This is a genomic window from Neorhizobium phenanthreniclasticum (assembly GCF_040066075.1).
In the GTDB taxonomy this organism is placed as follows: domain Bacteria; phylum Pseudomonadota; class Alphaproteobacteria; order Rhizobiales; family Rhizobiaceae; genus Neorhizobium; species Neorhizobium petrolearium.
In genome coordinates, this window is record NZ_JBEAAL010000023.1 from 111,996 (window position 1) to 126,362 (window position 14,367).

Genomic DNA, 14,367 nt, shown 5'->3' on the forward strand with positions numbered 1-14,367 from the left:
CTGATCCGATCAGAATTTATAACCGACCGAGATGCCTGCGTAGGACAGTCCATCGTTGTCGTCGCAAAGACCGGCGTTGGAAGAGTGCTCGATGGTCGCCAGAACGCGCCAGTTTTCGGTGATGTTGTAACCGAGGGCTGCCGACTCGTGGAAAAGGACGCTGCAGCCGACCTGCGGCCCGTCGTTGTCGTCGTCGACATTGTTGATCGCGCCGCCGAAGCCGAGATCGATGAAGAACTTGTCGGTCAGGGGAGCCGTCCACGTGAAGCCGGCATAGACCTGGCTGGCTTCCCCAGCCGTCGAGACAATCGCACCGAGATGCACCCTCGGACGCAGCATATGGTCGAGGAAGCTCTGGGCATGACGCTGGTCGAAGGGGTCGAAGAAGACCGTGGCTGAGGGGAATGCGCCGGGCTCGAAGGTGCTTTTCGCCTGAATCGAGCCGGAAACGCCGATACGGACTTCATCGAGCAGGTGTTCCTGGGCGAATGCCGAGGAAGACATCGCCGAAGTGGCGATGATTGTCCCGATGACAGAGCCGAAAAATGCCTTCTTCATTAACATCGCCCTCACAATTGCCGCTGCTCGCGGCCGGCACGATCCGCGTTATGCGACCGACCGTCTCCAGGGACGAATTGGTACAATGGGGCTCGGGGGGCGTCCAGCAGGCGTTTAGGCGGCGTTATGACTTATGGCAAAAAGATGTGAAAATTCGGAAAAGCGGTGCAGACCTGCAACAGGCTGTACCTGAAGGCGCGAACGTTGATGGCGAATATCAGCAGCCGTTCGCGCCGTTCGCCCAGCGCAGGACGTCCCGCTTGATTCGTTCTCCTTCGGCCCCGGTCATTAACGGACCGAACGCGTCGAGGCGTGCGGGGCTTCCTTCCGCCTGTACGACCAGCACCGGGCGGGATTCCGGGCTGTTGCGCGGAACGGCGAGGATGCGCGGCCGTCCGGAGAAGGAATTGAGTTCCGGCGCCAGCCTGTAAGGTTTGAATGCTGCATCGCCCGACTTGAACCAGCAGGTATTGGCGGCGAGCGCCACTCGTTCCATGGTCGGGAGCGCGGCGCGATTGGGTGCCGCGGCTTCCCGTCCTGATTGACAGGCCGAAAGGGCCATGCCCGCGAGAACGAGGGAAAAGAGGGCGGGAAGGCGTATGGAAAACGGCATCGAAACGTCCTGGCGTGATTTACGGCGCTCTTTGGTCGAGGCAGATGACCAGAGGGTTAAGCGGCGGCCGCAACCACATCGAGCGCCGAGGCGAACAGACCACGACCGTCATTGCCGCCATGGGCCGCCTCGATCAGGTTTTCCGGGTGCGGCATCATGCCGAGGACATTCCCGCGGCTGTTTATGACGCCCGCAATGTCGTTCAAGGAGCCGTTCGGATTGGTGCCTTCGGCATAGCGGAAGACAATCTGGCCATTGCCTTCCATGGAAGCCAGGGTTTCGGCATCGGCAAAATAGTTGCCGTCATGGTGGGCGACCGGGCAGCGGATGATCTGCCCCTTTTCATAGGCCCGCGTAAAATCCGTCTCCGCATTAACCACTTCGAGCTTCACTTCCTTGCAGACGAATTTCAGCGAAGCGTTGCGCATCAGGGCGCCGGGCAGCATGCCGGCTTCGACGAGGATCTGGAAGCCGTTGCAGACGCCGAGAACCTTTACTCCCTTGTCAGCTTTCTCCTTGATCGCCTGCATGATCGGCATGCGAGCTGCAATCGCACCGCAGCGCAGATAATCGCCGTAGGAAAAACCGCCCGGAATGACGATCAGATCGACATCATCCGGGATTTCGGTTTCCGTCTGCCAGACGGTGACCGGTGCTTTGCCGGAAATCTTGGTGAGTGCGGCAATCATGTCGCGATCGCGATTGAGGCCGGGAAGCTGGACGACGGCGGATTTCATGGGTGCGGTTCAAACCTTGCTTGTGCCTCCGCGAGCTCACGCAATTCGAGGCGGTTTTCTATCCGATCAAGGCGCGTTTCGTGTCTGGACAGCGTCGTGTAGATATTGTGAATGTCTTGCTGCATCGAGATCATAGTGCCGCGCATTGCGTTCATTTCAGCTTTCAGCTCGCGTTGACCAAGCTTCACATCCGCAATGTCTGCATGCATTCGCTTCATGAGTTCATACATCAGTTCATTCGTGATTTCAGCCATCACGCGCTCCGCAACCGTCAGTCGAGGGCGATAGTATAGTTCTCGATCACCGTGTTTGCCAGAAGCTTCTCGCACATGGCCTTCAGATCGGCCTCCGCCTTGGCCTTGTCGGCGCTGTCGAGCTCGATGTCGAAGACCTTGCCCTGTCTCACATGACCGACGCCGGAAAAGCCGAGGCTGCCAAGCGCGCCTTCGATCGCCTTGCCCTGCGGGTCGAGGACGCCGTTCTTGAGCGTGACTGTCACGCGTGCCTTGATCACTGATCTACCCCCTGAATTACTTGACGAGAACCGGCCCCATCCCGCGGATCGGCTCGTTTTCGTTGATGATGCCAAGACGGCGCGCGACTTCCGAATAGGCCTCCAGAAGCCCTCCCAGGTCGCGCCTGAAGCGATCCTTGTCCATCTTTTCCTTGGTCTCGATATCCCATAGACGGCAGCTGTCCGGCGAGATCTCGTCGGCGAGGATGATGCGCATCATGTCGCCTTCGAACAGGCGGCCGCATTCGATCTTGAAATCGACGAGCTGGATGCCGACGCCGAGGAAGAGGCCGGACAGGAAGTCGTTGACCCGGATGGCAAGCGCCATGATGTCGTCAAGCTCGGCCGGATTGGCCCAACCGAAAGCGGTGATGTGCTCTTCGGAGACCATCGGATCGGCAAGCACATCGGACTTGTAATAGAATTCGATGATCGAGCGCGGCAGAACCGTGCCTTCCTCGATGCCGAGACGGGTCGAGAGCGAGCCGGCGGCGACATTGCGCACGACGATCTCGAGCGGGATCATCTCAACTTCCTTGATGAGCTGCTCGCGCATGTTCAGCCGGCGAATGAAATGCGTCGGGATGCCGATCTTGTTGAGATGGGTGAAGATGTATTCAGAGATGCGGTTGTTGAGAACGCCCTTGCCGTCGATGACGTCATGTTTCTTCTTGTTGAAGGCAGTGGCGTCGTCCTTGAAGAACTGAATTAGCGTGCCGGGTTCGGGGCCTTCATACAGGATCTTGGCCTTGCCTTCGTAAATACGGCGGCGACGGTTCATGGTTTCTTGTCTCGTTGTTGGCGCCCCTCGCGGGCGCAATGGATGATGTTTGAGCGGTCCCTTATCGGAAAAGAACGGGTTTCACAATGCAGGCCTCCAAAAGCTTGTGGGCAGAGGGGGACTTGACGAAAAGCAATGAAGAATCATTCATCGTCAGCTTACACGGATTTTTGAAGCTTTTTCTGTAGCAATGACCGCGTCCTCAAGAAAAGGACAGTCATAACCAGTAAAAAGCAGGGATTTCATAATGTATGCTCTTCGCGAACGGGGCAGAGCCCTTGAAGATAAATTCGCCTACGATCAGTCCTTCCAGTTTCGTGCGGAAGCCCGTCGTAACAAGCTGATGGGCCTTTGGGCCGCATCACTGCTCGGCGTGGCCGATGCCGACGGTTATGTTCAGGATCTAGTATCCTTCACCCTCGACGACAAGACTTTGCACGACATAGCCACCAAATTGCGTCATGATTTCGACGCAGCCGGCATCGCTGTAACCGACGAGCAGTTGCAGGCGAAGATGCACGATCTTCTCATTGAAGTCGTCAAGGAGATGCAGACCGCTTGAGGCTGACGCCAGCAAGGCTGGAGGAACATTGGCGCCATTCCTTGAATAGTTTGCATCCGTCAATTCGTTTGTGCTGGAATCGAAGCGCCGCCGATTGCACTTCGCGCGTCTTTTGATTAAGGGGTCCAGTCACAAAGTCCACTTTTGGGAGACCCGAGATGAGCGGCATCAGCGATCGCGAAAGAGCTTTCGAAAACAAGTTCGCCCTGGACCAGGAATTGAAGTTCAAGGCGCTTGCCCGCCGCAACAAGCTCGTTGGCCTTTGGGCTGCCGGCCTGCTCGGCAAGACGGATCCGGAAACCTATGCGAAAGAGGTCGTCATCGCCGATTTCGAGGAAGCCGGCGATGAGGATGTCTTCCGCAAGCTGCGCGGCGATCTTGATGCGGCCGGCGTTGCCATCTCCGACCAGGACATTCGTACAAAAATGATCGAACTGCTCGCCGAGGCGGTCAATCAGATCGAAAACCAGTAAGCGTTCCGTGTTCTTTGATACGAAAGAAAGCCGAGCCCGGCCGGGCTCGGCTTTCCTTATGCGGGAAAGATCGAGGAAGCAGCAGGTGGGCGGAGCTTTGCGGCGGTCTCGTTAAGCGGAGACCTCGCCGAGACGTCCGCGACCCGAACGGATGAAGCCGGGAATTCCGGAGCGGGGCATCGGCCTTGCAAGCGCATAACCCTGCAGCACGTCGCAGCCGAGATCGCGCAGGATGCGGATCTGTTCAAAGGTTTCGACGCCTTCGGCGATGACCCGGATATTCAAGGATTTGCCGATCTCGACGATCGAACCTATCAGCTTTCGCTGTTCCTGGGATTGCGAAACGAGCCGCACCAGCTCCCGGTCTATCTTGAGGGCTCGTGGGTTTAGCCTGAGCAGGCTTATGATGGAGGCGTGACCGGTGCCGAAATCGTCGATCTCTATATCGATGCCGAGCTTTCTAAGCCGCGCCAGGTTCTTCAGCACGCCGTCGTCACAATCATCGAGGAAGATCGACTCCAGGAGCTCGAACGATACCATACCCGGTTCGATCTTCAGTGCCTCGAGCTTGCGCGACAGTGCTGCATCGTGAAGGCGGCGATAGGAGACATTGACCGAGAGCTTCGGAATCTCAAGGCCCTGCTGTCTCCACTCGCGGAAATCCGCCAGCGCTTTTTGAAGGATCATTCCGTCGATCAACGAGACCGCATCCAGTTCTTCGGCGGTCTCCAGGAACTGGTCCGGCGGCAGCATACCGTGCTCCGGATGCATCCAGCGGGCAAGCGTCTCGACCCCGGCAATTGCCAGCGTCGCGGCGTCGAACTGGAGCTGGTAGAAAGGGACGAATTCATCGCGTTCGAGACCGAGCAGGATCTCGTCCGACATCCGTTTGGTGCTGATGATCTCGTTCTGCGTATCCGCCGAAAAGAATTCGTGCCGGTTGCGGCCGCGCTTCTTGGCTCGGTAGAGCGCAATATCGGCATTCAGCAGGAGCTGGCGGGCATCGACATTTGCCCCCATCTCACAAGCGATGCCGATGCTGGCGCCGAAACGGCAATCATGACCCTCATACGAAACCGGCTTGCGCAATTCCTTGATGATCCGTTCGGCAAGATTTGAGAGCCTTCGCGGCGATCCCTGGAATTTCGAAAGGATGACGAATTCGTCGCCGCCGATGCGGGCCACGAAATCGCCTTTCCGGATCGTCTCTTTCAAGACCTTCGCCGCATGCTTCAGCATCATGTCGCCGGCGCTGTGGCCGAGTGTGTCGTTGATCTGCTTGAAACGATCGAGATCGATATGAAGGATGGCAATGCCCTGTCCGTGACGGGTGCATTCCGCTGCCACACGCTCCAGCATCTCGTCCAGGTAACGCCTGTTCGGCAGATCGGTCAGGTAGTCGTGCATCGCGTTGTGCTCAATGCGGCTGCGCGCGGCTTCAAGCTCCCGGTTGCGTGCCTCGGCAAGGGTCTTGGCCCGTTCGAGCTCGCGACGGAGTATCACGTCAGCGGTAACGTCCCAATTGGCGCCGACCATCTTCTGATGGCCGGTGCCGTCGGTAAAGGACATGGTCTGGGTGCGGATGGTGCGCTCAGAACCGTCGCGCAGGATGATCCGGTATTCATCGGAGAAACGCTTCTGATCCCGGATATGCTTCTCGACGTTGGCTTGCACGCGCTCCGCGTCCTCCGGATGCAGAAAGCTTTCCCATAGGCCACCGATGACGACCTCTTCGCTTTTTTCCAGGCCATAAATCCGGAACATCTGCTCATCCCAGTCCACCTCGCCGGTGTCGAAGTCGCATTCGTAGACGCCGATGCCGGAAATTTCGAGGGCCATGTCGAGCCGGCGGGACATCTTTGCCATCGCCTCTTCGGCCGCCTTGCGCGCGGTGATATCCGTATCCGTGCCCACCACACGCGTGGCCTTGCCGCTCGCATCCCATTCGACGCAAGCGCCGCGACATTCGATCCAGATCCAATGGCCTTGCTTGTGGCGCTCGCGATATTCGAACACTGCATAGGCCGGGTCGCCCGCGTTCTGCCGCTCTATTGCGTGGGCGACCCGCTCCCGGTCTTCGGGATGCACGAGTTCCAGCCATGCCTGCGTGGAGGCGGCAAGCGGATCCTCAGGTGACATTCCGCGAATCTGACGCCACACCGGGGAATAGTATTTCTGGCCGGTTGCATAGTTATGGTCCCATACCCCTGAGACGGAACTGACAAGGGCGTTGTTCCAGCGGGTTTCGCGCTCCGCAAGCTCTTCGACATGCTGTCTTCGCTCGGTGACGTCGGTGATATGCACGAAGAGCAGTGGCTGGTTTTTCGGATTTCGTGCAAGCGGAGCCAAATGGACCAGCGCCCATCGCGTAGGCCCCTCCGCCCGGGCGACCCGCAATTCCAGAAGTTCGGAGGAGGAGCCGTTGCGCAATTGCAGGAGCTTCTCGTCGATCTCCGCGCGTCCTTCAGGATCAAACAGGTTCGAAAAGCTGGTCGTCGCGGCCGCGCTTCCGATCCAATCGCGTCGAAATGGTGCGTTTGCCGCCAAAAGCGCGCCGGCGTGATCGATGACTGCGATCGGGAAAGGAAGAGCTTCCAAGGCCAACGCTACAACGCCGGTGTCGTCTCCTGAACTGGAGTTTAAACGGCGTGAGAGAACGTTTGACGGCATCGGCGGGCCTGGCTCACTACGAATGAGCGAAAACTTTAGCAAATGCCGATTAAGTTCAGCTTAAGATTGTCGTTCGAATTGCCGCCTCTGAATTCAACAAGGGCATGACGAGATATCGTCTCGTCATGGTTTCAGACGGCTGAGGAACTGTGCAAAGACCATGGTGCCCTCCGGCCAGGGGCCATGGCCGGATTCAGCATTGATATGGCCCGCTTCTCCAGCATCGATGAAGAGTGAGCCCCAGGCCGAGGCGATGTCGTCGGCATGTTCGAACGAGCCGAACGGGTCGTTGCGACTGGCGACCGTCAGTGAGGGAAAGGGCAGGGGATCGCGCGGATAAGGGCCGAAGGTCATCAGGTGCCTGGGCCGGATCTCCGGATTGTCCACCTCGGGCGGCGCCACAAAGAAGGCGCCGGCGACGCGCTTATTGAACAGCGGAATAGCATGGATCGCGGACGGTATGCCGAGGGAATGGGCGACCAGCACGACCGGACGAATCGAGGCATTGACCTCTTCGGCGACGCGAGCGACCCAATCGTCCCGGACGGGCTTTGACCATTCCGCCTGCTCCACACGGCGGGCGGTGGAGAGCTTTGATTGCCAGCGCGTCTGCCAGTGGTTGGGTCCGGAATTGGTATAGCCGGGGATGATCAGGATATCGGCTTCGGATGCTTTCATGATGGCGCGATTTGAGGAGCAACGCGTTCGAAGTCAAGGCAAGAGGCGACAGAAGCTGCAAAATTTGCTAGACTTCCTTTGCCGGTTGCCGAGGAAGCGTGTCGGCCTCTTCTTAGTCGAACGTCTTACGGTGGTCGGGTGGATCGATGCATCGTCGATTCCGCTCAGTTTGGCGGAATCCATATCGGAACTGCCACCACGTTGTTCTTTGCGTATGGGGGAACGCGGAACCGTGACGGGTCTAGGAGGAGAATCCTTATGACGACATTTCATGTCATGGCCGGTGCAGACAGCAGTTTTGTCCGTCCGGTCGTTCGCAAGATCGGTGTAGCCGACATTATGGACGCCCTGAGCCTGGGCTGGAACGACTTCCGCGAGAAGCCTTCACATTACGTGTTCTTGTGTCTGATCTATCCGCTCGCGGGTGTGTTCCTGATGGTCTGGAGCTCCGGCGCCAACCTGCTGCCGCTGCTCTTCCCGCTGATGTCCGGGTTCGCCCTGCTGGGGCCTCTTGCGGCAATCGGGCTTTATGAAATCAGCCGCCGCCGCGAGCGCGGCGAGGACAGCTCATGGCGACATGCCTTCAGTGTGCTCAAATCGCCGGCGTTGCCGTCGATCATCGCCGTCGGCTTCCTGCTATTCGTGCTGTTTATATCCTGGTTGCTGGTGGCGCAGGCGATCTACACCGCCTATTTCGGCGACGTGGCTCCAACCGCCATCTCGTCCTTCCTCAACGAGGTCCTGACGACGCCGCAGGGCATGGCGCTGATCCTGTGGGGCAATCTCGCCGGCTTCCTCTTTGCGGTGGTCGTGCTGGCGACGACGGTGGTGGCATTTCCGCTACTGCTGGACCGGGACGTCGGAGCGGTAGCAGCCATCGACACGAGTGTCCGGGCCACGCTGGCCAATCCGGTGCCCGTGGCGCTCTGGGGGCTGATCGTCGCAGCTCTGCTGGTCATCGGAACCATACCGATCTTCGCCGGCCTTGCTGTCATCATGCCAATCCTCGGCCACGCGACCTGGCACCTCTATCGCAAGCTTGTGGCTCCTGATATCTCCATCCGGTCACCCCGCAGGATTGATGATCTTACCAACGGTCAAGCCTGATCCGTAGCTTCCAGGCAAGCCATACAAAAACGCCGCCGGAACAGCCGGCGGCGTCTCCATCGTTAAACAGCTTCCGTCATTCCCCGAAGACGCGCTTGAAGATCGTGTCGACATGCTTGGTATGGTAGCCGAGGTCGAACTTTTCGCGGATATCCTCTTCTGAGAGTGCCGCACGGACTTCCGGATCGGCGAGAAGTTCCTCCAGGAAATCCTTGCCCTCTTCCCAGACCTTCATGGCGTTGCGTTGCACGAGCCGGTAGGCGTCTTCGCGGGAAACCCCGGCTTGCGTCAGCGCAAGCAGCACGCGCTGCGAATGAACAAGCCCGCGGAACTTGTTCATATTCTTCATCATGTTTTCCGGATAGACGAGCAGCTTATCGATCAGGCCGGTCAATCTCGCGAGCGCGAAATCGAGCGTGATCGTAGCGTCCGGGCCGATCATGCGTTCGACGGAGGAATGGGAAATATCCCGCTCGTGCCACAGCGCAACATTCTCCATGGCCGGGATGGCATAGGAGCGGACCATGCGGGCAAGCCCCGTCAGGTTTTCGGAGAGCACCGGATTGCGCTTGTGCGGCATGGCCGAGGAACCCTTCTGGCCCGGTGAGAAATATTCCTCTGCCTCCAGCACCTCGGTGCGCTGCAGGTGGCGGATTTCGACAGCCAGTCGCTCGATCGACGAGGCGATGACACCAAGGGTGGCGAAGAACATGGCGTGCCGGTCGCGCGGGATGACCTGCGTCGAGACCGGCTCCGGTTTCAGACCCATGGCGGCCGCGACATGCTCCTCGACGCGTGGATCGATATTGGCGAAGGTGCCGACGGCGCCGGAAATAGCACAGGTCGCAATCTCGTCGCGGGCCTCCATGAGGCGGGTCTTGTTGCGGTCGAATTCCGCATAGGCCTGGGCGAGCTTCACGCCGAAGGTCGTCGGCTCCGCATGGATACCGTGGCTGCGGCCGATCGTGACCGTGTCCTTGTGCTCGAAGGCGCGACGCTTCAGCGCTTCGAGAAGCCTGTCGATATCGGCAAGCAGAATGTCCGTCGCCCGCACGAGCTGCACGTTGAAACAGGTATCGAGCACGTCGGACGAGGTCATGCCCTGGTGGATGAAACGGCTGTCGGGACCGACGAATTCGGCAAGATGGGTCAGGAAGGCGATGACGTCATGCTTGGTGACGGCCTCGATCTCATCGATGCGGGCAACGTCGAACTGAGCCTTGCCGCCTTTTTCCCAGATGGTCTCGGCGGCCGATTTCGGGATCACGCCAATCGCAGCCAGTGCATCGCAGGCATGCGCTTCGATCTCGAACCAGATGCGGAATTTCGTTTCGGGCGACCAGATGGCGACCATTTCGGGCCGCGAATAGCGGGGGATCATGGGCTTTCGGCTTTCTCAATGGTGTTCGGCGCCGCTGTAGCAAGAAGTGCGAGCAAGCTCAAGTTTGCAGGCGTCTCAACGCAGGTCAGGACTTGCTGTTTTGATCGGAATGGCAATCCAGCGGCCGTCCTGCCCCTCGAAACCGGCGCTGAAAACCATGATGAGGGCGACCTCGATCCGGGCTCCACCGGGAACGACGCCGGTGACGATACCGCCCAAGCGATAGCCGCTAACGCAGCCGCGCGAGGAGGGGATGCGCTGGTCCTCGTGAACCATGTCATCTACCGGCTTTCCATCCCGTTCGCTAAAATGCAGGCGGAGCGAAACGTTTCTTTCGACCAGGCCTTCGCAGCGCGGATCATGCGGTTGCGGGATTTCCTCAAGTACGAGCGTGTTGGGTTCACCGACGGAAGGCACGACGGCCACGCTGCGGTAGCGCAGCCGGTGAGGATCGTTGTCGACTTCGGTGATCGGATTGAACGCGACGAGTTCGCCTGGATGATTGGCGAGTTCATGAGCCTCAATCACCACTTCCGCATCGTTTTGAACCTTCCAGCGGGCTTTGGCTATCGTCGCGTCGTCCTCTTCAAGGCGCACCCGGAAGGGCGTTCCCGGCAGATAGGTGTCCTTGGTGAGATCGAGCACATGGATATTGGCATAGGGAAAACCGGAGCCATCCTGAATGCCGTATTCCTCATAGGCGAAGATCTGGCCGTCGGTGGAAAAGCCGATGGGGTGGATGCTGGCGATATCGGCTGCGGATGTGGAACCGGCGAAGAACATCGCCGCACAGGCAGGAACCGAAGATCGCAAGCGCAATGTCATCTGCGTCCATCCTCCGCCGCAGCTTTCAGCCGCGCGATATTTTCCCGATAGGCCGCGATTCCCTCGCCTTTGTAAACCGCAGAACCCGCGACGAAGACATTCGCGCCGGCAGCGGTTGCTGCTGCGATCGTTTCTGCGGTGATGCCGCCGTCGACTTCGAGCTCGATCGGCCGGCTGCCGATCATTGCCTTCGCAGTGCGGATCTTCTCCACCATCGCGGGAATGAACTTCTGGCCGCCGAAGCCCGGATTGACGCTCATGATCAGGATCAGGTCGATGTCATCCAACACGTTTTCGAGAACGGAAAGCGGTGTTGCCGGGTTGAGTGTGACGCCCACCTTCTTGCCGAGCGCGCGGATCGTCTGCAGCGACCGATGCAGGTGCGGGCCTGCTTCCGCATGCACCGTAATCCCGTCGCAGCCTGCCTTCGCGAAGGCTTCGAGATAGGGATCGGCCGGCGAAATCATCAGGTGGCAGTCGAAGAAGGCCTTGGTATAGGACCGGAGCGACTTGATGACATCGGGACCAAAGGAGATGTTCGGCACGAAATGACCGTCCATCACGTCGAGATGCACCCAATCGGCGCCGGCTTCGATGACGTCGCGCACCTCCTGTCCGAGTTTGGAAAAATCGGCGGCGAGGATGGAAGGTGCGATTCGGATCGCCAAGGGCGTGGCTGGGGTCATGGTCGAAAGAGCTCCGGTTTTCCCCGCCACTTAGCACCGGCAGGCTTCATGAACAATCGTCACTCGGTTGCCGGATGCGAGAGGGCGAAGGCCGATCCGCGCCATTCGAGCAGGCGGAATGGATTCTCCTTCAGTTCCTGGTCGACACCGAAGGCGATCGGGCCTATGGCCGTATTGAAGGAGCCGCTGGCGATTGCCGCGGTCGCTGGCCTGTTGCCAGCCCTCGATATTGCCTGATGCACGACTTCTACCGCGGCATAGGCCGGCAGCACATAGCCATCGGGATCGATATTCCTTGTCTGCAGCGCCGTGATCGCAGCAGCAGCCGAGGGCAGGGTCGCATAATCGGGAAGCGCTACCGCGAGCACGCCGTCACGCAACGGCACAGGCCGGTTGGCGGCACGAAGCGTGTCGCCGCCGATCAATGTCAACGGGATGCCCTCCGATACCGCATCGCGGGCGATGATCGCCATGTCGTTGCGGTCGCCACCGACGAAGACATGCGTGGCGCCCGCCTTGGCGAGGCGGCGTACCAGCGCCACCTGTTGCTCCTGGCCGGGGCGGAAGGTGTCGGTAAAGACCGGCGTGATTCCCATCGGCTCCAGTTGTTGGCGAATGGCGCTGGCCAACTCGCGGCCGTAGATCGTGCCGTCGTCGACGAGCGCGATCGGCTCGGCCTTCCAGAGGTCGAGAATGATTTCGGCAAGCTTTTCCGCCTCGTCGCCTTCGACCGGCGCCATGCGGAAGAAGGGCCAGCCGTTGCGCGAGGCGTCCTCCATGAGGATTTTCGAGCGGACGGAAATACTGATGGCCGGGATCTGCTCCGCCTTCAATTGCGGCAGCGCGGTGGTAAGGGTTTCGACGCAGAGGAAACCGATCGCCGCAGCGGCCCTGGCGTCCACAAGGCTCCTGGCGACGGCAGCACCACTGCTTTCATCACAGCTTTCATCCACCTCGACAACCGTATCGCCTGCCGCCTCGGCTGCAGCACGTGCGCCCTGAACGATCTGGGCGCCGAGAGAGGCATACGGGCCGGAGCGCGGCGCCACGACGCCGATCACCGCAGCCGATGCCGATCCGCATCCGACAAGCGAAGCCAGCAGGCCGGCGATGATGAAACGTCGTGCTGTCATGCTTTGCTCTGGCATTCAACCTCAGGCCACATTTAGCCTTCTCGTCGCCGCCGTCAAAGAGAATCGGCCGGCGATGGTAAAAAGCCGCAATGGACGTGGACATCAAGCATCTTTGCTACCATATCTCGAAAAAGGGGGCTGCGATTGTCCTCGGTGCTTTTATGAGATGCCTTTGTCGGACCAGACTTTTCCCGATCCCGCTATCTATCGCAACGGTATGGCGCGTTATGCCGGCCATGTTCAGGTGGTGACGACGGAATTCGAAGGGGTTCGGCGCGGCGTGACGGTGACCGCAGCGTGCTCCGCCTCGGATAATCCGCCGACCGTGCTGGTATGCCTCAATCACAGCAATGCCAATAACGCGATCTTCGAAAGGAGCGGCATATTCGCATTGAATTCGCTGGCCGCCAGTCATCAAGCACTCGCGACAGCCTTTGCTGGTTTGAGCGGCGTGCCGGCGGGAGAACGTTTCGCACTGGGAACCTGGACAACGCTTGCGACGGGTGCGCCGGTGCTCGCCGACGCCGTGGTGAGCTTCGATTGCCGGCTGACCGACATCAAGCATGTCTCGACGCATTTTGTTATGTTCGGCGAGGTGAAAGCCATCCATTTCGGCCCGGAGGCACCGTCGCTCATCTATCTGGACCGGGGTTTTCGCACGCTCTAGAACGCCGTTTGAAAGGGTATGAATATGCCGGATGGGAAAACGGGCACTTTGCCCACCTCTATTCCCCAATCGATCCCTCGGTCGATCGACGAGACGATCTCGCTCTTGAGCAAAGAGGATTATCTTGCCGGCCGATCGCTCGCGACAGTGATCTTCCTGGCGCTGAAGATGAAACGGCCGCTTTTTCTCGAAGGCGAGGCAGGCGTCGGCAAGACGGAGATCGCCAAGACGCTCGCCAGAGCGCTGGGGCGGCCGCTGATCCGCCTCCAGTGTTACGAGGGCCTCGACATTTCGTCTGCCGTCTACGAATGGAATTATCCGGCACAGATGCTGGACATCCGGCTTGCGGAAGCGACGGGTATCGAGGATCGCGAGCGGCTGGAGGCCGATCTGTTTTCCGAGCGCCATCTGATCCGCCGTCCGGTACTGCAGGCGCTGGGGCAGGCGGGCGGACCGGCGCCGGTTTTCCTGATCGACGAACTCGACCGCACCGACGAGGCTTTCGAAGCTTTCCTGTTGGAAGTGCTCTCGGATTTCCAGGTGACGATCCCGGAACTCGGCACGATCAAGGCCGCCGAGCCGCCGATCGTCATCATCACCACCAACCGCACCCGCGAAATCCACGACGCGTTGAAGCGCCGCTGCCTCTACCACTGGGTTGATTATCCCGATGCGGTGCAGGAGCTGGAAATCATCCGCCGCAAGGTGCCGCAATGCGCCGAGACGCTGTCGCGACAGGTCGTCGCGTATGTACAGAAGCTCAGGACGCTCGATCTCTTCAAGAATCCGGGCGTGGCCGAGACCATCGACTGGGCGACGGCGCTGACCGAACTAGACCGCATCGCGCTCGATCCGGAAACGATTGCCGACACGCTCGGCACGCTCCTGAAATACCAGGACGACATCGCCCGCATCAGGGGAGGTGAGGGCGAGCGGGTGCTCAATGAGGTCAAGGCGGAACTTCTGGCGGCGGGATAGGGAA

Annotated in this window: 17 protein-coding genes; 5 read left to right on the forward strand and 12 right to left on the reverse strand. The window is 59.6% G+C overall.

All coding sequences use genetic code 11. The features are described from left to right. Window positions 1-9: 9 nt before the first annotated feature. The 6 genes from ABK249_RS24545 to purC all read right to left on the reverse strand — a co-directional run bounded on the left by ABK249_RS24545 (window position 10) and on the right by purC (window position 3,203). On the reverse strand, window positions 10-558 hold the full coding sequence (locus ABK249_RS24545) for an acyloxyacyl hydrolase (protein ID WP_037146743.1): 549 nt from the start codon (window positions 556-558) through the stop codon (window positions 10-12). A 217-nt stretch (window positions 559-775) separates the two neighbouring features. Continuing rightward, a complete protein-coding gene (locus ABK249_RS24550) occupies window positions 776-1,171 on the reverse strand; it encodes a hypothetical protein (RefSeq protein ID WP_348864289.1) in 396 nt (131 codons plus the stop codon). Between the two features lie 56 nt (window positions 1,172-1,227). Then, on the reverse strand, window positions 1,228-1,908 hold the full coding sequence (purQ, locus tag ABK249_RS24555; protein WP_037146744.1) for a phosphoribosylformylglycinamidine synthase subunit PurQ: 681 nt from the start codon (window positions 1,906-1,908) through the stop codon (window positions 1,228-1,230). Next, a complete protein-coding gene (locus tag ABK249_RS24560) occupies window positions 1,905-2,162 on the reverse strand; it encodes a hypothetical protein (RefSeq protein WP_037146745.1) in 258 nt (85 codons plus the stop codon). Before ABK249_RS24560 ends, purQ begins: the two co-directional genes overlap by 4 nt. 17 nt (window positions 2,163-2,179) lie before the next feature. Beyond that, window positions 2,180-2,422, reverse strand: a complete 243-nt coding sequence (purS, locus tag ABK249_RS24565) for a phosphoribosylformylglycinamidine synthase subunit PurS (protein ID WP_037146747.1) — start codon at window positions 2,420-2,422, stop codon at window positions 2,180-2,182. 16 nt (window positions 2,423-2,438) lie between these two features. Further along, window positions 2,439-3,203, reverse strand: a complete 765-nt coding sequence (purC, locus tag ABK249_RS24570) for a phosphoribosylaminoimidazolesuccinocarboxamide synthase (protein ID WP_037146748.1) — start codon at window positions 3,201-3,203, stop codon at window positions 2,439-2,441. A gap of 247 nt (window positions 3,204-3,450) precedes the next feature. Between purC and ABK249_RS24575 the strand changes: the two genes are divergently transcribed. Both ABK249_RS24575 and ABK249_RS24580 read left to right on the forward strand, forming a co-directional pair. Next, window positions 3,451-3,765 carry a DUF1476 domain-containing protein gene (locus ABK249_RS24575; protein ID WP_037146749.1) on the forward strand — a complete coding sequence of 105 codons (315 nt, stop codon included), beginning with the start codon at window positions 3,451-3,453 and terminating at the stop codon, window positions 3,763-3,765. Window positions 3,766-3,923: 158 nt separating this feature from the next. Continuing rightward, on the forward strand, window positions 3,924-4,238 hold the full coding sequence (locus ABK249_RS24580) for a DUF1476 domain-containing protein (protein WP_037146750.1): 315 nt from the start codon (window positions 3,924-3,926) through the stop codon (window positions 4,236-4,238). A gap of 111 nt (window positions 4,239-4,349) precedes the next feature. On the opposite strand, the gene ABK249_RS24585 is transcribed toward ABK249_RS24580, so the two are convergent. After that, window positions 4,350-6,908 (reverse strand): sensor domain-containing protein, encoded by a 2,559-nt coding sequence (locus ABK249_RS24585; protein ID WP_348864291.1) that lies wholly within the window; start codon window positions 6,906-6,908, stop codon window positions 4,350-4,352. Between the two features lie 123 nt (window positions 6,909-7,031). Further along, a complete protein-coding gene (locus ABK249_RS24590; protein ID WP_037146752.1) occupies window positions 7,032-7,586 on the reverse strand; it encodes an RBBP9/YdeN family alpha/beta hydrolase in 555 nt (184 codons plus the stop codon). A gap of 258 nt (window positions 7,587-7,844) precedes the next feature. Here ABK249_RS24590 and ABK249_RS24595 point away from each other — a divergent pair, with 258 nt between their 5' ends. Next, on the forward strand, window positions 7,845-8,693 hold the full coding sequence (locus tag ABK249_RS24595) for a DUF2189 domain-containing protein (RefSeq protein ID WP_348864292.1): 849 nt from the start codon (window positions 7,845-7,847) through the stop codon (window positions 8,691-8,693). A gap of 76 nt (window positions 8,694-8,769) precedes the next feature. On the opposite strand, the gene purB is transcribed toward ABK249_RS24595, so the two are convergent. The 4 genes from purB to ABK249_RS24615 form a co-directional block, all read right to left on the reverse strand. Then, window positions 8,770-10,074, reverse strand: a complete 1,305-nt coding sequence (gene purB / locus ABK249_RS24600) for an adenylosuccinate lyase (RefSeq protein ID WP_348864293.1) — start codon at window positions 10,072-10,074, stop codon at window positions 8,770-8,772. A 75-nt stretch (window positions 10,075-10,149) separates the two neighbouring features. After that, complete coding sequence (locus ABK249_RS24605; RefSeq protein WP_037146756.1) at window positions 10,150-10,899, reverse strand: DUF2259 domain-containing protein; 750 nt, start codon at window positions 10,897-10,899, stop codon at window positions 10,150-10,152. Further along, complete coding sequence (gene rpe, locus ABK249_RS24610; protein WP_037146758.1) at window positions 10,896-11,585, reverse strand: ribulose-phosphate 3-epimerase; 690 nt, start codon at window positions 11,583-11,585, stop codon at window positions 10,896-10,898. The genes ABK249_RS24605 and rpe overlap by 4 nt, the downstream gene beginning before the upstream one ends. A gap of 59 nt (window positions 11,586-11,644) precedes the next feature. After that, window positions 11,645-12,718 carry a branched-chain amino acid ABC transporter substrate-binding protein gene (locus ABK249_RS24615; RefSeq protein ID WP_037148416.1) on the reverse strand — a complete coding sequence of 358 codons (1,074 nt, stop codon included), beginning with the start codon at window positions 12,716-12,718 and terminating at the stop codon, window positions 11,645-11,647. On the opposite strand from ABK249_RS24615, the gene ABK249_RS24620 reads away from it, so the two are divergent. Then, window positions 12,696-13,385 carry a flavin reductase gene (locus tag ABK249_RS24620; RefSeq protein ID WP_348270556.1) on the forward strand — a complete coding sequence of 230 codons (690 nt, stop codon included), beginning with the start codon at window positions 12,696-12,698 and terminating at the stop codon, window positions 13,383-13,385. The genes ABK249_RS24615 and ABK249_RS24620 overlap by 23 nt on opposite strands. Window positions 13,386-13,409: 24 nt before the next feature. Next, complete coding sequence (locus ABK249_RS24625) at window positions 13,410-14,363, forward strand: AAA family ATPase (RefSeq protein WP_052182761.1); 954 nt, start codon at window positions 13,410-13,412, stop codon at window positions 14,361-14,363. Window positions 14,364-14,367: the final 4 nt, after the last annotated feature.